This is a genomic window from Dactylosporangium sp. CA-092794 (genome assembly GCF_050948465.1).
In the GTDB taxonomy this organism is placed as follows: Bacteria; Actinomycetota; Actinomycetes; order Mycobacteriales; family Micromonosporaceae; genus Dactylosporangium.
The window spans coordinates 11,550,856-11,566,539 of record NZ_CP192044.1 but is presented as its reverse complement, the minus strand read 5'-3'; the positions used below and the strand labels follow the sequence as shown (position 1 = coordinate 11,566,539).

General features: G+C 71.2%; 17 protein-coding genes and 1 tRNA gene. 13 read left to right on the top strand and 5 right to left on the bottom strand.

The window, feature by feature from the left end; genetic code table 11:
- Positions 1–91: 91 nt before the first annotated feature.
- From ACQPXD_RS50035 to ACQPXD_RS50025, 3 genes are all read left to right on the top strand, one after another.
- A complete protein-coding gene (locus ACQPXD_RS50035; protein WP_432831219.1) occupies positions 92–1,333 on the top strand; it encodes a hypothetical protein in 1,242 nt (413 codons plus the stop codon).
- Positions 1,334–1,432: 99 nt separating this feature from the next.
- A complete protein-coding gene (orn, locus tag ACQPXD_RS50030) occupies positions 1,433–2,071 on the top strand; it encodes an oligoribonuclease (protein WP_432831217.1) in 639 nt (212 codons plus the stop codon).
- A gap of 53 nt (positions 2,072–2,124) precedes the next feature.
- Positions 2,125–2,200: transfer RNA gene (locus tag ACQPXD_RS50025), tRNA-His, on the top strand.
- 153 nt (positions 2,201–2,353) lie between these two features.
- Here ACQPXD_RS50025 and ACQPXD_RS50020 read toward each other — a convergent pair.
- The 4 genes from ACQPXD_RS50020 to ACQPXD_RS50005 all read right to left on the bottom strand — a co-directional run bounded on the left by ACQPXD_RS50020 (position 2,354) and on the right by ACQPXD_RS50005 (position 6,910).
- Positions 2,354–3,613 (bottom strand): PKD domain containing protein, encoded by a 1,260-nt coding sequence (locus ACQPXD_RS50020; protein WP_432831215.1) that lies wholly within the window; start codon positions 3,611–3,613, stop codon positions 2,354–2,356.
- A 74-nt stretch (positions 3,614–3,687) separates the two neighbouring features.
- Positions 3,688–4,104, bottom strand: coding sequence for a globin (locus ACQPXD_RS50015; protein ID WP_432831213.1), 417 nt, complete (start codon positions 4,102–4,104; stop codon positions 3,688–3,690).
- A 4-nt stretch (positions 4,105–4,108) separates the two neighbouring features.
- On the bottom strand, positions 4,109–5,611 hold the full coding sequence (locus tag ACQPXD_RS50010; RefSeq protein ID WP_432831211.1) for an MFS transporter: 1,503 nt from the start codon (positions 5,609–5,611) through the stop codon (positions 4,109–4,111).
- A 267-nt stretch (positions 5,612–5,878) separates the two neighbouring features.
- Positions 5,879–6,910, bottom strand: a complete 1,032-nt coding sequence (locus tag ACQPXD_RS50005; RefSeq protein ID WP_432831209.1) for a mechanosensitive ion channel family protein — start codon at positions 6,908–6,910, stop codon at positions 5,879–5,881.
- 215 nt (positions 6,911–7,125) lie between these two features.
- Between ACQPXD_RS50005 and ACQPXD_RS50000 the strand changes: the two genes are divergently transcribed.
- The 3 genes from ACQPXD_RS50000 (at position 7,126) to ACQPXD_RS49990 (ending at position 9,302) form a co-directional block, all read left to right on the top strand.
- Positions 7,126–7,668 carry an HNH endonuclease gene (locus ACQPXD_RS50000; protein WP_432831208.1) on the top strand — a complete coding sequence of 181 codons (543 nt, stop codon included), beginning with the start codon at positions 7,126–7,128 and terminating at the stop codon, positions 7,666–7,668.
- Positions 7,669–8,602: 934 nt separating this feature from the next.
- Positions 8,603–8,911 carry an aa3-type cytochrome oxidase subunit CtaJ gene (gene ctaJ / locus ACQPXD_RS49995; RefSeq protein WP_432831206.1) on the top strand — a complete coding sequence of 103 codons (309 nt, stop codon included), beginning with the start codon at positions 8,603–8,605 and terminating at the stop codon, positions 8,909–8,911.
- A 13-nt stretch (positions 8,912–8,924) separates the two neighbouring features.
- Positions 8,925–9,302 carry a DUF5130 family protein gene (locus ACQPXD_RS49990; RefSeq protein ID WP_432844242.1) on the top strand — a complete coding sequence of 126 codons (378 nt, stop codon included), beginning with the start codon at positions 8,925–8,927 and terminating at the stop codon, positions 9,300–9,302.
- A gap of 72 nt (positions 9,303–9,374) precedes the next feature.
- On the opposite strand, the gene pepN is transcribed toward ACQPXD_RS49990, so the two are convergent.
- Positions 9,375–11,918, bottom strand: a complete 2,544-nt coding sequence (pepN, locus tag ACQPXD_RS49985) for an aminopeptidase N (RefSeq protein WP_432831204.1) — start codon at positions 11,916–11,918, stop codon at positions 9,375–9,377.
- A 185-nt stretch (positions 11,919–12,103) separates the two neighbouring features.
- Between pepN and ACQPXD_RS49980 the strand changes: the two genes are divergently transcribed.
- The 7 genes from ACQPXD_RS49980 (at position 12,104) to ACQPXD_RS49950 (ending at position 15,679) form a co-directional block, all read left to right on the top strand.
- Entirely contained in the window at positions 12,104–12,733 is a 630-nt protein-coding gene (locus tag ACQPXD_RS49980; protein WP_432831202.1) for a mycothiol-dependent nitroreductase Rv2466c family protein, read from the top strand.
- A gap of 27 nt (positions 12,734–12,760) precedes the next feature.
- Positions 12,761–13,132, top strand: coding sequence for a hypothetical protein (locus ACQPXD_RS49975; RefSeq protein WP_432831200.1), 372 nt, complete (start codon positions 12,761–12,763; stop codon positions 13,130–13,132).
- A 5-nt stretch (positions 13,133–13,137) separates the two neighbouring features.
- Positions 13,138–13,464: a DUF3817 domain-containing protein gene (locus tag ACQPXD_RS49970; RefSeq protein WP_432831198.1), complete on the top strand. Its 327-nt coding sequence runs from the start codon at positions 13,138–13,140 to the stop codon at positions 13,462–13,464.
- A gap of 40 nt (positions 13,465–13,504) precedes the next feature.
- Positions 13,505–13,918 (top strand): ATP-binding protein, encoded by a 414-nt coding sequence (locus ACQPXD_RS49965; RefSeq protein WP_432844240.1) that lies wholly within the window; start codon positions 13,505–13,507, stop codon positions 13,916–13,918.
- A 125-nt stretch (positions 13,919–14,043) separates the two neighbouring features.
- On the top strand, positions 14,044–14,235 hold the full coding sequence (locus ACQPXD_RS49960) for a hypothetical protein (RefSeq protein ID WP_432831196.1): 192 nt from the start codon (positions 14,044–14,046) through the stop codon (positions 14,233–14,235).
- A gap of 17 nt (positions 14,236–14,252) precedes the next feature.
- Complete coding sequence (locus ACQPXD_RS49955; RefSeq protein WP_432831194.1) at positions 14,253–15,455, top strand: DUF1015 family protein; 1,203 nt, start codon at positions 14,253–14,255, stop codon at positions 15,453–15,455.
- 29 nt (positions 15,456–15,484) lie between these two features.
- Positions 15,485–15,679: a hypothetical protein gene (locus tag ACQPXD_RS49950; protein ID WP_432831192.1), complete on the top strand. Its 195-nt coding sequence runs from the start codon at positions 15,485–15,487 to the stop codon at positions 15,677–15,679.
- Positions 15,680–15,684: the final 5 nt, after the last annotated feature.

Sequence of the window (15,684 nt, the reverse complement as noted above, 5' to 3'; positions counted from 1 at the left end):
ACCTCGGTGGTTTTCGGACAATACGGGCATTGTGCGACCGATTTGCCGGTAATGTCGGGCCCGTAACGCCGGGGGAAGAGGGGCCGCTGCCATGGTCGTGCGTCTGGTTCGGGCGGGTGTCGGCGCGCTGCTGCTGCTCATCGCGGTGCCGCTGGCACTCGCCGGTGGCGGGCTGCTGGTGGCCATGGAGCATCGCGCCGGCGACGACACCTTCACGGCGCGACTGGAGCGGATCCGCAGCGACGGTACCGCCGTGGTCGTGCCCGACGTCGACGCGCTGCTGCGAGCCGACGCGCCGTTCGCGCGGGGTGGGCAGACGACGCTCAGCCTGTCGGCGGTCGGCTCCGGCGGCCCCCTGTTCATCGGGCTCGGGCCGGACGGCGACGTCGAGCGCTACCTCGACGGGCTCGCCCAGTCCCGGGTCGGCCGGGTGCGCCTCGCCCGCGGCCCGCTGCCGGTCGAGCTCGCCGCGCGCCCGGCCCGCCCGGCCGAGGACCCGGCGGCCGCGCCCGCTCCGCTGCCGGCGCCCGGCGGCCAGCTGTTCTGGCTGGCCCGCAGCGAGCAGCAGGCCGGCGCCGCGCGGCTGACCTGGTCGCCGTCGGCGCTGCGCGGCAAGCACCTGGCCTTGGTCATCATGCGTGCCGACGGTACCGCCGGAATCGACGCCGCGATCACCGCGCGCCTGGCGCCGGCGTGGCTCGGCCCCACCACCGGCGGCCTGCTCATGCTCGGCTCGGCGCTGTTCCTGCTGGCGCTGGTGACCCTGGCCTGGCCGCCGGCTCGCCGTCCGATGGCGCCGGCCCTGGCCTCGGTCGCACCGGAGGGGCAGCCGCAGCTCGCGGTTCCGGCCCAGCCCATGCCCATGCTCGAGGCCGCCGCCGCGCCGGAGCTCGAGGCCGCCGCGACGGAGCTCGAGGCCGCCGCGACGGAGCTCGAGGCCGCCGCGCCGGAGCACGAGGCCGGCGACGAGCCGCCGGCGAAGGCCCCGAGCGAGGCCGTCCTCGCCACGCTCGCCGACGTCCTGGCCGCCGCGGACGCCGAGGCGGCTGAGCAGCCCGCGGCAGCGCAGGCCGAGGCGGCCGGGCAGCCTGCGGACGCTGAGGCGGCCGGGGGACCGGCGGAGGCTGAGGTGGCTGAGCGGCCTGAGGCAGGCAAGGAGCCGGTGCTGCTCGCCGAGTGTGAGCTCGATCGCCCCGCGCCCGAGGGCGTCGAGCTGGACGGCCGCGGCCCCATCGAGCTGCCTCCGCTGCCCCCGCTGCCGGCCATCGAGCTGCAGTTCACCTGGGCTCCGCTCGCGTTGCCGGAGCCCGCCGAGGAGGCCGGCGCGCGCTGATCGACGTCAGCGAACGCATGTCGCGGTCCGGTGTGGCGTTGGTAACGACTTCGCGCAGTATGGGTGGTTGCATCCACCGAGGAGTGAGAAGTCGGGCGGATGAACACTAGGCTGTCCGGTGTGGGTGATCTTTTGGTCTGGATCGACTGTGAGATGACGGGGCTGGATCTGGGGAAGGACGCGCTGATCGAAGTCGCGGCGCTGGTGACCGACCCCGATCTCAACGTGCTCGGCGAGGGCGTCGACGTGGTGATCCACGCCGATGACGCCGAGCTGGACGGCATGCTCCAGGTGGTCCGGGACATGCATGGGCGGTCCGGGCTCACCGAGGCCGTGCGGGCCTCCAAGGTCACGCTGCACGAGGCCGAGGACATGATCATGTCGTACGTCACGGAGCACGTCCGCGATCCCCGCACCGCCCCCCTGTGCGGCAACTCCATCGCGACCGACCGCGGCTTCCTCGCCCGCGACATGCCCCGCCTCGATCAGCACCTGCACTACCGGATGATCGACGTGTCCTCCATCAAGGAGTTGTGCCGGCGGTGGTATCCGCGGGTGTACTTCGGGCAGCCGCCGAAGGGCCTCGCGCACCGCGCCCTGGCCGACATCCGGGAGAGCATCCGCGAGCTCGAGTATTACCGCCGCACCCTGTTCGTGCCGCTGCCGGGCCCCGACGTCGACACCGCGAAGGCCATCGCCGCCGAACTGAGCCGGGAAAGCGACACGAACGCGTCGTAACCCTGTCGACGCACCCCGCCCCCCATGCCCTACTATTAGCGGGCGAGTTCATGGTGGCTGTAGCTCAGTTGGCAGAGCACCGGGTTGTGGTCCCGGGTGTCGTGGGTTCAAATCCCATCAGTCACCCCATATGAATCGGCCCCCGTCACACGACGGGGGCCGTTTTGTGTTCTTGGCACCGCGGACCTGGCAGGGCCGGGACCGCCCGTTCAGGGCAGGTCCCGGCCCGGTGTCTGGCGGGAGCAACGGTCAGTGAGTGACGCGGCCCGAGTCCTGAAAAAATCAGGCGAGGGGCAGCAGCGCGAGGCGGGCGTGATACTCGTTGCCGATCCGCTCCGTGTCCGAGCCGACCAGCAGGCCCTGCGGGGTCGCGAGCAGCGCCCGGGCGCCGACGCCACGCGGCACCCGCTTCGGGTTCCAGGTCGTCGCCTTGCCCGTGACCGGGTCGATCGCGGCGATGCCGGGCCTCGCCACCGCGCCCGGGCCGGCCGTCTCGTGGCCCTGCGGGTTGTCCATCCAGCGCTGGTGGCCCCCGACGTAGACGGCCGCGCCGGTGTCCGCGACCGAGTACAGCGAATCGCCGCCGGTCCAGTTGACCCACAGCGGGCGGTGCATGCCGGTGCCGCGCAGGTCGAAGCGGGCCGCCGTGTCGCACATCAGCTGATCGCCCCATTTGCGGCCGGTCGCCACGATGGTGGCATAAGTGCCGGTCGGGTCGAAGTCGATGCCGCGGAGGTACGTCTCGAAGCCCGCCCGGCAGGGCCGCGTGTAGGCGTCGGTGTACCAGTCGGCGAGCCGGGCCGGCCCGGTCGCCGGGACGTCGACCATCACGACCTGGGCCCGCCACTGGCCGGCGGCCTGCTCGACGGCGCCGACCGCGGCCAGCCGGGTACCGTCCGGGGTCAGGGCCAGGTCCTCCAGCTTGACCCGGGTGAGGTGCGGGGCGGCGAGCTTCAGGTCGAAGCCGGGATCGACCGCGCCCGTGGTCGCGTTCACGCGGGCCAGCCCGACCCGGTCGGCGGTGCCGATCCGGCTGAACGAGCCCGCTGCGTACACCCACTGGCCGGCGGCGATCACGCTGCGCACGTCGCCCCAGTTGATCGGGGCGGCGAACGCCTCCACGCGGCGGCCGTCGGCCAGGCTGAGCTGGGCCAGGCCGCGCTGCGGGCCGCCGGCGATCCGCTGGAACGACCCGCCCGCGTAGACCGTGTTGTTCGGGCCCGTGGCCAGGGACAGCACCGGGGCGTCGGGCTCGGGTGCGAAGGGCAGGATCTCCCCGGTCGCGGCGCGGTACGCGAAGAGGTTGTTGCGCTTGTACCGCACCTTGCGCCGGGCGTCGGTGACCGTGGTGAAGTCCCCGCCGACCACCACGGCGTCGCCGACCACGGCGAACGCCCGCACCTCGCCGTCGAGCACGTTCGGCGTGAAGTCGGCGGGGTCGATCGACACCGGCGCGGGCTGGTTCAGCGCGGCGGAGGCGGGGAGGGCGACCGCGAACGCGGCCAGTGCTGTAACGGCTGCGGCGAGCAGGCGTCGGCGCATGCGTGCGTCTCCTTGATCGTGGAACGCGCCACCGGACACAGGGGCGCATATTCCACTAACCGCGGAAACGTCACCTAAGAAACGGTAATGCGGTGATAGTCCGATTCGTCGGGGTCCTCGGCGTTGACCATGAAGTGCGCGGCCCGCTCCAGGTAGTCCCACAGCACGGCCTCGTGCTCGGGCGCGAGCTGGATCGCGTCGACGGCCCGGCGCATCTGCCGCAGCCACGCGTCGCGCTCCGCCGAGGCGATCCGGAACGGCGCGTGCCGCATGCGCAGCCGCGGGTGGCCGCGGCGCTCCGAGTAGGTGCCCGGGCCGCCCCAGTACTGGATCAGGAACAGCCGGAAGCGCTCGTTGGCCGGGCCGAGGTCCTCCTCCGGATACAGCGGCCGCAGGATCGGGTCCTCGGCGACACCGGCGTAGAACTCGTCGACGAGCTTGCGGAACGTCGGCTCGCCGCCGATCAGCTCGTAGAAGTTAGGGGACGTCACGCCGTCAACTATGCCGCGCGGCCTGGGACGGCGGTGGCGGCGGGAGCCCACCCAGCTCCGCCGTGCGCTCGCTCAGGTCGACCGTGCGCTCCGCCGGGTCGGGCATCGGCGGCTCCCGGCGCGCCGACGGGCCCGGGGACGGGCGGCGCCGGGGCGGCAGCGGGGCGCGGCCCAGGTCGATGGTGACCTCGCCGAAGTCGTCGAGGCGCTCCGGGCGCTCGGCCGCATGCTGCTCCGCGGCGGCCCGGACCTTGTTGGCGGCGATCGCGTCGGAAATGGTCGCGCGGCTCGGCCAGGCCGAGATGATGAGCACCATGGCGGCGCAGCCGGCCAGCCCGAAATACCCCACCACGTCGGGCAGTGAATAGAAGGTCGCCAGCCAGCCGGTCAGCACGATCGCGGCGCCCTGGATGAGGTGGACGCCGCTCTGCATGACCCCGAACGCGCGGGCCCGGTACGCCGGCGGGAGGACCTGCACGAACAGCCCGTTGGTGGCCGGCATGGTGACCGCCAGCGAGGCGCCGGAGATCACCGTCATGGCGACCACGACCCACAGGCCCGGGTCGAGCAGGGCCGGCACCAGGGCCAGCGGTGTGACAATGGCCACGGGCCGGATCAGCGCGACCCGCCGCTGGGGCCGGATGAGCCAGGTCACCAGCGAGCTGCCGAGCACGAAGCCGGTGGCCGCGGCGATCATGATGGCGCCGTAGCCGAACGTGTCGGGGTGGCCGCCGGCCAGGCGGGCGGCCCAGGCCGCGGCCAGGCCCTCGGGGACCACGCCGAAGCAGACGCCGCAGAAGACGATCAGCGCGATGGAGCGCATGACCGGCGAGCGGAACACGACCCGGTAGCCGTCGGCCGCCTCGCGCAGCAGGTTGGAGCGCTGCTCTTCCTTGAGGCTGGGCGGGTGTTCCTTGACGACCAGGGCGACCACGAGCGCGGAGATCGCGAACGTGACCGCGTTGAAGAGCAGCGCGGCGGAGTCGCTGACCGAGACGAGCGTGGCGCCCAGCGCGTAGCCGCCGATCAGCGTGATCTGCGCGGTGGTGCGGTTGAGCGTGATCCCGACGACATACTGCTCGCCGTGCAGCAGCCGCGGCATGAGCGCGGACTTGGCACTGTCGAACGGCGGGCTCAGCAGGGCGTTGGCGAACAGCAGCGCGATGAGGAGGACCGGCGGCTGGTGGGGGAACGCGGCGATCACGAGCATGATCGCGGAGCGGATCAGGTCGGAGCCGATCATGGTGCGGCGGTACGAGTGGCGCTCGGCCCACGCCGACAGCAGCGCGCCGAGGCCGAGCCACGGCAGGTAGCTCACGGCGAACGCGGCGGCCGAGAGGATCGGCGAGTTCGTCTGGCCATACACCACCGCGACGACGGCCGCCCGGGCCACGTTGTCGCCGAGGCCCGACTGGGCCTGGGCCCAGAAGACGGCGGCATACTCCCGGTTGCCGAGGGTCTCCCGGACGGTGGCAGGCCGATCGGCGGACTCGTCGGGATCGGACACCGGCGAAGCCCCCCTTTCCTCGGTCACGACAGCGGCGTCAAACGTTCGCGGGCGCGGCCGAACCGGTCACTCCACCGTTAAATCGGGCTTTCCTGGCCAAATGGGGTTAACGGCGGTGGACCGGGACACTGTGCAGCGATACACCTGAACGAACGGACGATAACCGACTGACCACCCGACGCGCGACCCTACCCTCCGGGTTGATCACAGCTGACCGTCAGATTGGACAAATTCGTCCGTTCGCCGCGGTGTATGGAGCCGTGTCGATCAAGCGTGCCCGGCCGGTCCCCCGTCGGTGCCGCTCTCGGCGGCCGGGCGGATGAACATCCGCGCCGCGGTCAGCTGGGCGGCGATCCCGGCCCGGTCGAGAGCCTCGGTGAGCCGGCGGCGCAGCTCGCGGCCGACCCGCCACTGGGCTTCGGTCGAGGTCTTTACGGTGGTACGCAGCACCGCGCCCTCGGCGGTCAGTTGCTCGACGCCGAGCACCTTGGGCGGGTCGATGAAGTCGTCGACGAACTCGGGGTCGTTGGCGACCGCGTCGGCGGCCTCGCGCAGGACCTCGGTCGCCTGGTCGATGGAGACGAAGCCGACCGGTACGTCGATGTTGACCACGGCCCAGCCCTGGCTCTTGTTGCCGACCCGGACGATCTCGCCGTTGCGCACGTACCAGACCACGCCGGAGCCGTCGCGGACCGTGGTGATCCGCAGCCCGACCGCCTCGACCGTGCCGGCGACCTCGCCGACGTCGACGATGTCGCCGACGCCGTACTGATCCTCCAGGAGCATGAACAGGCCCGCGATGAAGTCCTTGACCAGGTTCTGCGCGCCGAAGCCGATCGCGAGGCCCGCGATGCCGGCGCTGGCCAGCAGCGGGCCGAGGTTGATCCCGATCTCGCCGAGGATCAGCATCACGGAGATGGAGAACACGACCGCCGAGGCGATGCTGCGCAGCACCGAGCCGAGCGCCCGGGCGCGCTGGTTGCGCCGCTCACCGGGCGCCGTGAGGGCGCCGGGCAGCCGGTTGCGCAGGGGCCGCAGCAGCGAGCCGCCGCGCTCGTTGTCGGTCACGGTGTGCTTGATCAGCCGGTCGATCGCCCGGTGGATGAGCGCCCGGACGACGAACGCCACGATGATGATCAGCAGGATCGTCAGCGGCTTGACCAGCACCCAGTAGCTGCTCTCGGCGAGCCAGCGGTTGTTCGTCTGATTGAAGATCAGCTCGCACAATCCGTTCTTGTCCGCGCAGCTGGGCTTGATCGGCGCGGGCGTCTCCAAGGGCAAGGCGAGGGGGCTGATCACGAAGCTCCTACCGGCAAGAACGGTGCGAACCGGGGTAAGTCCGCACAAAGCTTCCAGGGGCGCGGGTGAAGGTTCACCCACCGGCCGCAAATAGTACGTGCAATCCGAGGATCTATCAGGGACGATTAGCCCACGGACCACCGCCGGTGGGCCGGCAAGCAGACCTCACATGGCCATTTCCAGGGAGACTTCCTTCACGTACTAGGGGGACGGCGATGCCTGACATACGACCCGCACGAGTATCGGGTGCGCTGGTGCTCAATGCCACCTACGAGCCGCTGTGTGTCGTGTCTGTCAGACGTGCCACCATCCTGGTCCTGACGTCGAAGGCCGTGTGCGTCGCCGACGGTGACGGGATCTTGCACAGTGCGATGAACGAGCTGCCGGTCCCATCTGTGGTCCGGCTCACCCGCTACGTGCGAGTGCCGTATCGCACACACATAGGCCTCTCCAGGCGCGGGATATTCGCCCGCGACGGATGGCGTTGCGCCTACTGCCGCGGCCCGGCCGAGACCATCGACCACGTGATGCCACGCAGCCGGGGCGGGCGGCACGCCTGGGAGAACGTCGTAGCCGCCTGCGCCCGGTGCAACCACACCAAGGGTGACAAAACGCCAGCCGAACTCGGCTGGCGTTTGCATACCACCCCTATGGCGCCGAAGGGCGTGGCTTGGCGAGTGCTCGGCCACCGCACTCCGGACCCGCGGTGGGCGGACTGGCTCGAGCTCCCGACCGAGGGCCTACCCCAGGCGGCCTGATCCACCGCCCCGCCCCGCGGGTCGGTTCCGGGCGCGTTGGCCGGGGGTGGTCCGGGTCCTGTCCGCCACGGATCGGCGCCGCCGGCCGCCATGCCCGCCGGTGACCGCGTGGTGCCCGGCCTGCGCGGCCCAACACCCTAGGGCGGTCATGGTCGGCGGTCGTGTCCCACCTGTCGGGCGCTGCATGCCGTGAGGCGCGGCGCGGCGACCGGAAGTCTCCGTGATCATGCGTAACCCGGCATCGACACCAGCGGTTTTTCATGATCACGGAGTGCTGATGTACACCTGTGTACCAAATGTCTCCGGGCTCATGGAAAACCCGTAGCGCGGTTACTGCGGGCATCATGATCACGGAGACATACATCCGCCCCTGGCCGGTGTCGGCGCTTGGGCGGCTCGGAGTGGCGGCGGACGCGAGTTTGCGACGAAAAGTCCAGACACTTCGTGTCCGGACTTTTCGGACTTATACCCTGACGGGGGAAAAATCCGAAAGCCGGGACGGGAACGGTCGGGGCGGTCGGGGCGGTTGGGGCGGTTGGGAGAGTTGGGGGAGCTGCTGCGGTGCTGCTGATCGTGGTGAGTGCGCCCCGGTGCTGGCTGCGGCGGGAAGTCTCCGTGATCATGCTGGAGTTGCCGCTGGCACCAGCGGTTTTTCATGATCGTGGAGTGTTTATGTACACCCGTGTACCATATGTCTCCACGATCATGAGAAAGCCGGGTGTGGCTGCGGGGCTGTGCATGATCGTGGAGAGATTCGTTCGGTGCGGTGTGGCTGGGCGGGAGTGGCGTGGTTGCGCCTGGTTTGCCGGGTGGGGTGGGCAAATGCGGTACAGGAGCGGAGATCAATCGGACACCCCCGGCAATCGGCTGGTCATGACGGCCCGCTAACGTGAAGCCGGTCTTTTAGTCCCTTCGACGCCTGGGGGCGTTGATCTTGTCCATCATCGAGACGACGCTGATCTTCGCCGGGATTCCGGCAGCGGTCATCCTGCTCATCGCGGGCGCCGTCTACGCGGGAGGCTCCCGGCGTAGCAAGCGTTACCGGCCCGGCCGGCCGTTCGAGTTCACGCCGGTCTGGTTTCTCGCCGCGCCCGAGGAGATGACCAAGGCGGCGAGTGCCCGCGAGCTCACCGGTGCGCGGCGGGCCGAACTGACCGCAGGTGCTGATGCCGGCACCGTGACCGAGTGGTCCGGCGACAAGGCCCAGCCGCACGTCATCGGAGGCGCAAGTGACCGGTGGTAACCCGGCTGGCCTGATGGGCCAGCCCGACGTCCTCGACGGGCCGTTCACCACGCGCCAGCTGTTGCGCCTGGACGAGGCCCTGCGGCTGGCCGACTCGTCGACGGGGCTGACGTTCAGCATCTACGTCGGCGACCTCGAGGAGCCGGTGCGGGCCTACGCGGAGAAGCTGCACGGGCAGCTGGCCGACCCGCCGCACTCGGTGCTCATCGCGCTCTCGCCGAACCAGCGCCTGCTGGAGATCGTCACCGGCGGCGAGGCCCGGCGGCGCCTGCCCGACCGCGCGGCGAAGCTCGCCGCCCTGTCGATGGCCGCGGCGTTCGGCGGCGGGGACCTCGCGGGGGGCCTGGTCTCCGGCCTGGCCCAGCTCGCCGATCACGCCGGTCGCCACTGACCCACCCCGGGCCGGTCTTGCACTTGTCGGGCGAATCCAAGGATCACAAGTGCAAGACCGACCGCGGAAGGGTCAGCTCGCTGTGGCGTCCTTGGCCCGGGCCTTGAGGGCGCGGACGATGCCGTCGCGGCCCTCGCCGACCAGGCGGCGCAGCGGGGCCGGGGTGTCGGGGGTGGCCAGCCACGCCTCGGTGCGCGCCACCGTCTCCTCGCTCACCTGGAACGCCGGGTAGCCCATCTCGACGAACTCCGCCGCCGGCTCGCTGTCGCGGCTCTCCCACACCGGCAGCAGCGCGTCGAAGTAGGCGGCCACGTAGGGCGCGGTCAGCGCGGTCTGCGCCGAGTGCTGGAAGCCCTGCAGCAGCGAGCGCTGCAGCCAGTTCGGCAGCGAGCGGTCCTCGGTCAGCCGGCGCCAGGTCTCGGCCTTCGCCTCGGCCGTGGGCACCAGCGCGCGGGCCAGCGCCGCCTGCCGCTCGCCGCTGGCCGTGCGGTCCCGATCGAGCTCGGCCTCGATGTCGGCCGGGTCGGCGGCGCCGTTGGCGATCAGCGCGTGCAGGATGCCCCAGCGCAGGTCGGCCTGGATGGTCAGGCCGGCCGGCACGTCCTCGCCGCGCAGCCAGCCGGCCAGCACCGCCAGGTCGGCCTCGCTGCGCGCGGCGGCCGCGAACGAGCGGGCCCAGGCCAGCTGGAAGCCGCTGCCGGGCGGGGCGGCGCGCAGCGCCGCGCGGGCGGTCTCGGCCAGCTGCGTCCAGCCCTGCGGCGCCCAGGCCGGGTCGGCGTAGAAGACCAGCGCCGACTGCGCCTGCCGGATGGTGGCCGTGACGAGGTTGATGTCCTGCTCGGCCGGCAGGCCGGTGACGACCAGCCGCACGTAGTCGCGGGCGGCGAGCTCGGCGTCGCGGACCATGTCCCACGACGCCGACCAGACCAGCGCCCGGGCCAGCGAGTTGTCCATCCCGTCGATGTGGTCCACCACCGCCGCCATCGAGCGCGGGTCGAGCCGCAGCTTGGCGTAGGTGAGGTCGTCGTCGTTGAGCAGCAGCACGTCGGCGGCGCGGCGGCCGGCGAGGGCGGTGATCTCGGTCTGCTCGCCGTCGACGTCGGCCTCGACCAGCTCGCGGCGCACGAGGCCGCCGCCGACGAGGTCGTAGAGGCCGATGCCGATCCGGTGGGTGCGCAGCGTCGGATACGCCGCCGGCGCCTCCTGGTGCACCACGACCCGCTCGTAGGTGCCGTCGGCCGCGATCGTGAGCTCCGGGCGCAGCGTGTTGACCTGAGCCGTCTCCAGCCACTGGGCGGCGAACTTGCGCAGCTCCTTGCCGCTGGCGCTCTCCAGCGCGGAGAGCAGGTCGTCGAACGTGGCGTTGCCCCACTGGTGCTGCCGGAAGTAGGCGCGCAGGCCGCGGCGGAACGGGTCGATGCCCACGTAGGCGACCAGTTGCTTGATGACGCTGGCGCCCTTGGCGTAGGTGATGCCGTCGAAGTTGACCTCGACCGCCTCGACGTCGGGCATTTCGGTGTACACCGGGTGCGTCGAGGACAGCTGATCCTGGCGGTACCCCCAGTTCTTGCGCACCGACAGGAACGTCGTCCAGGCGTCGGAGAACCGGGTGGCGTGCGTGTTGCACCAGTGGCTCGCCCACTCGGCGAACGACTCGTTGAGCCACAGGTCGTCCCACCAGCGCATGGTGACCAGGTCGCCGAACCACATGTGGGCCAGCTCGTGCAGGATCGTGTTGGCGCGCTGCTCGTACTCGAAGTCGGTGACCGGCGAGCGGAAGACGTAGTGCTGCTCGGCGTGGACCACGCAGCCGAAGTTCTCCATCGCGCCGGCGTTGAACTCCGGGGAGTACACCTGGTCGTACTTCGGCAGCGGGTAGCGGATGCCGAACTCCTCGTGGAAGAAGTCGAAGCCCTGCTTGGTGATCAGGTTGATCTCGTCGGCGTCGAGATACTGCCGCATCGACTGCCGGCAGAACACCCCCAGGTCGATGCCGTCGTGCATCTCGCGCACCTCGTGGTAGGGCCCGGCGCACACGGCGGTGATGTAGGTGCTCATCCGCGGCGTCCTGGCGAAGTGCCGCACGAGGCCCTCCTGCCGCTCCAGCGGCATGTTGGAGATGACCTTCCAGTGCGCCGGCGCGGTCACCCGGAAGGCGAACTCGGCCTTCAGGTCGGGCTGGTCGAAGCAGGCGAAGGCGCGCTGCGCGTCGGCCGTCTCGAACTGGCTGTAGAGATACACCTCCTTGTCCACCGGGTCGACGCTGCGGTGCAGGCCCTGGCCGGTGGTCGAGTACGCGAAGTCGGCGTCGACCACGAGGACGTTGTCGGCCCGCAACCCCCGCAGCTGCAGCCCGCCCTCGGTGGACCAGCCGGAGATGTCGACGGGCTCGCCGTTCAGCGTCGCGCCGCGCAAGGCCGCCGCGGCGACCTCGATGAAAGTGTCGGCCCCCGGCTCCTGGCAGGTGAACCGCACCTCACTGGTCGAGGCGAACGTGCCTTCCCCGGGATTTCCGGCGCCATCGGTCAGGTCGAGGCTGATGTCGTACGCCTGGATGTCGAGCAGGCGCGCCCGCTCGACCGCTTCGACCTGGCGTAGGTTGCGTACACCGGCCACGTGTCGTCTCCTGTCGTTTCGCGGTGGCCGTCCCCGTCGACGGCGTCACAACGAGTGTTCCATGTTCCCGGAGGACACTGGAGGAGTGGCTCAGGTCACCCAGGGTCGGAGTAGTACGGTCGGACAGCCCTGCGTAAGGATCAGATCGGCTTTCCGACTCTTTCAACAGTGAGGTGGTCACCGTCATGGCCGAAGACCGCGTCATCGCCGACATGTGGTTCGACCCGCGCTGCCCGTGGGCCTGGATCACCTCCCGCTGGCTGCTGGAGGTGGAGCAGGTCCGCCCGGTGAACATCCGGTTCCACGTGATGAGTCTGTCGATTCTCAACGAGAACCGCGATGACCTTCCCCCGCAATACAAGGAGGGTCTGGCAAAGGGTTGGGGGCCGGTCCGCGTGGCGATCGCCGCCGAGCAAAAGCACGGCAATGAGGTGCTTCGTCCGCTTTACACCGCCCTCGGCAACCGCATCCACCACGAGAAGCAGGACCTCTCCGACGAGCTCTACCGCTCGGCGCTCACCGAGGCCGGGCTCCCCGCGGACCTGGCCGAGTTCGCGGACTCGACCGAGTACGACGCGCAGCTGCGCGAGAGCCACCTCGCGGGGATGAACCCGGTCGGCATGGACGTCGGCACCCCGGTCATCCACGTGCCTGGCCCCGACGGCAAGCTCATCGCATTCTTCGGCCCCGTGGTCACCCCGCGGCCCAAGGGTGAGGCCGCCGGCCGCCTGTGGGACGGCACGCTGCTGGTCGCCGGCACGCCCGGCTTCTACGAGATCAAGCGCACCCGGGACGTGGGCCCGGTCTTCGACTGACGGGTCGTAGGAGTAGCCTGCCTACTCGTGCGGCGGTTCTTCACTCCCCGGTGGGTGCTCGGCCACTTCCTGGCACTCGCCGGGGTGGCCGTCTGCCTGCTGGCCGGGGTCTGGCAGTACCAGCGTGCCATCCACGGCAACATGCTCAGCTGGGCGTACACCGTCCAGTGGCCGCTCTTCGCGGCCTTCGTGGTCTTCCTGTGGGCGCGCTCGATCCGCGAGACCCGCGGCGTTGCCGCGCCGCGCCCCGGCCCGGCCCCGCTGCGGCCGCCGGTGAGCCGGGTGCCCGCCGCGCCGCCGCCGGCCGATGACGACGATCCGGAGCTCGCGCAGTACAACCGGATGCTCGCCTGGCTCGCCGCCAATCCTGACCGCCGTCCGACCGAGTTCCCGGGATGACACAGATGAACCTCAGCCCCGCCCTGACCCGCTACCGGGTCGTGGCCTGGATCGTCGGCGTGCTGCTGCTCGTGCTCACCGTCGGCACGATCCTGAAGTACACCAGCGGCGACGACACGATCGTGGCCGTCGTCGGCCCGGTGCACGGCTTCCTCTACATGGTCTACCTGGTGCTCGCCGCCGACCTGGCCCGCCGGGCGCGCTGGAAGCTGCCGTTCACGGTGCTGGTACTGCTGGCCGGCACGGTGCCGTTCCTGTCGTTCGTGGCCGAGCGGGTGGTGACCCGGCGGGTGCGCGCGGCGTTTCCGCTCGTGGCGTCCGGGGCACCCTAGAGGTGGAGCCACCGCGCGCGAAGGGAGCCCGATCGTGGGGATGGAAGTCCGGCTTTCACTCTCCCTGCCGCGCGACCGGTCGACCGTCCCGCTGACACGGCGGGTCCTCGACTCGGCCCTGGCCGTGTTCTGCGTGACCCGGGACTGCCGCGACGACATCGGCCTCGCCGTCGGCGAGGCGTGCGCCAACGCCGTGCAGCACGCCGACGCCGGCGCCGACTACGAGGTGACGGTCACCATCCAGGAGGACCGCTGCATCATCGACGTGGTCGACGAGGGCGCGGGCCTCGACCCCGCCGCGCTCCCGGATCCCGAGCCCGACGCGGAGGCCGGGCGGGGCCTGCGGATCATCCACGCGCTCGCCGACATGGTGGAGCTGCGCCGCGCCCAGCCGCGCGGGATGGCGCTGCGGATCGTCAAGCTGCTGACCCGCACCATGCCAGCGCTTCCCTAAAAGGCCGGCCCCTTTCCCTGATTCGTGCCGCAAGCGCGACAGAGCGGCCGCTGACGCTCCCGCGTGTCTTTCCCTGTAATCGGGCGTTGCACTTGGCGACGACACTTTCAGGGGAGACGTAGATCATGTCCGAGACCCGCTGGACCGTCCAGGAACGGACCTGGAAGGACGAGCTGCCCGAGCTGCCCGACGAGGTGAGCGCGCTGCTCGCCCCGCCCATCGTGGTGAGCGCCGGCATGGCCCGCAACCAGGGCCGCAACCAGCCGCGCCGCACTTCGGGACGGGCGATCCCCCGTGCCGTGGCCGGAGTCGCCTGAACTGTAGCGTCACGGGCATGACGGTTGCGTACCCGATCGCCCACGCCTGGCTCTCCACCGGAGGGACCGGCGCGCAGAACTACGACGAGTTCGCCGACGACGCGGAGATCACCGCGATCATCGCCGCCAACCCCACCAGCGCCCTGGCCGTGGAGATGCCGCACCGGGCGCCGCAGAGCGTCGGCCGACCGTTCCGGGACTGCCTGCCCGACGCGGTCGAGCGGCTGCGCGCGGCGAAGGACGACGGCCACTACGCCCCCGCCTCCGACGTGGTGGTCCTCTACCGAATCACCGGCCCGGACGGCGAGCGCGCCTACGGCCTGTGGTGCATGGTCGCCACCGACCAGATCTCGACCAGCGCCGACGAGCCCGGCGCGGTGATCCGCAACGAGGACGTCTTCATCGACAAGGTCCGCGAGCGGGTCGCGCTCGCCGAGGCGCTCGGGCACCTGCTCTCGCCGGTGCTGCTGCTGCAGACCGCCCACGGCGACGCCCTGCACGACGCGCTGGCCCAGGCCGTCGCCGACGCGGGCGCCCCGGCCGTCACCGACGTCGACCCGGCCGGGCGGGCCCACGAGATCTGGGCCGTCGGCGCCGGCACCACCCGCGACCGGCTGCTGGCCCTCGCCGGCGGGGGTGAGCTGGTCGTCGCCGACGGCAACCACCGCAGCCTCGCCGCGCAGACCGCGGGGTACCCCCGCTTCCTGGCCGTGATCACCACGCCCGCGTCGGTGGCGATCCAGCCGTACAACCGCCTCGTCTCGGAACTGCCCGGGCCGCTGTCCGGCCTCGACCTGCGGCCGCTGGACGGCCCGGCCGGCGTTCCGGCCACCGGCGGCCGGGTGCACCTCTACACCCGCGACGGCGCCTGGTCGGCCGCCTTGCCGCGGATCGACGACGCCGGGGTCGTGGAGAACCTCGACCACGCGCTCGTCGAGCGGCGGCTCTTCGCCGAGGCCCTCGGGCTCGAGCCGGGCGACAAGCGGATCACCTACGTCGGGGGCGACTACCCGGCCGAGTGGCTGCGCGGCGAGGTCGACGCCGGCCGGGCGGAGCTGGCGGTACTCATCGCCCCGGTCACCGTCGATGACTTCGTCGCGGTCAACCTGGCCCGGCAGAAGATGCCGCGCAAGAGCACCTGGTTCACGCCGAAGGCGCGGGCCGGGCTCGTCGTGGCGCAGCTCGATTCGTTCTCGTCACCCGATCGTGATACACACTAGGCCGCTGAACTTCGGCCTGGGGTGTGCGCATGCAATTGCGGATCTTCATCGCGGCGATGATCGCCGCTTTCGGTATCGGCGCGTTCGCCGCGGCGGCGCTCGTGTGGGACCGCCGACGGCTCTGGCGGCTCAACCGCGGGGCGACCGCCGGTTGGGTGTTCGGGCTGGTGCTGGTGGGCGGCGGCCTGCTGGCGGGTTCCTGCCTGGGGCTCGTGCGGCTCTGACAGAC

Bases quoted from the DNA above. Each gene is read 5' to 3' on its own strand.
- ACQPXD_RS50035 (WP_432831219.1), top strand. From the start codon at position 92: ATGGTCGTGCGTCTGGTTCGGGCGGGTGTCGGCGCGCTGCTGCTGCTC.
- orn (WP_432831217.1), top strand. From the start codon at position 1,433: ATGAACACTAGGCTGTCCGGTGTGGGTGATCTTTTGGTCTGGATCGAC.
- ACQPXD_RS50020 (WP_432831215.1), bottom strand. From the start codon at position 3,613: ATGCGCCGACGCCTGCTCGCCGCAGCCGTTACAGCACTGGCCGCGTTC.
- ACQPXD_RS50000 (WP_432831208.1), top strand. From the start codon at position 7,126: ATGCCTGACATACGACCCGCACGAGTATCGGGTGCGCTGGTGCTCAAT.
- ACQPXD_RS49990 (WP_432844242.1), top strand. From the start codon at position 8,925: ATGGGCCAGCCCGACGTCCTCGACGGGCCGTTCACCACGCGCCAGCTG.
- ACQPXD_RS49980 (WP_432831202.1), top strand. From the start codon at position 12,104: ATGGCCGAAGACCGCGTCATCGCCGACATGTGGTTCGACCCGCGCTGC.
- ACQPXD_RS49970 (WP_432831198.1), top strand. From the start codon at position 13,138: ATGAACCTCAGCCCCGCCCTGACCCGCTACCGGGTCGTGGCCTGGATC.
- ACQPXD_RS49965 (WP_432844240.1), top strand. From the start codon at position 13,505: ATGGAAGTCCGGCTTTCACTCTCCCTGCCGCGCGACCGGTCGACCGTC.
- ACQPXD_RS49960 (WP_432831196.1), top strand. From the start codon at position 14,044: ATGTCCGAGACCCGCTGGACCGTCCAGGAACGGACCTGGAAGGACGAG.
- ACQPXD_RS49955 (WP_432831194.1), top strand. From the start codon at position 14,253: ATGACGGTTGCGTACCCGATCGCCCACGCCTGGCTCTCCACCGGAGGG.
- ACQPXD_RS49950 (WP_432831192.1), top strand. From the start codon at position 15,485: ATGCAATTGCGGATCTTCATCGCGGCGATGATCGCCGCTTTCGGTATC.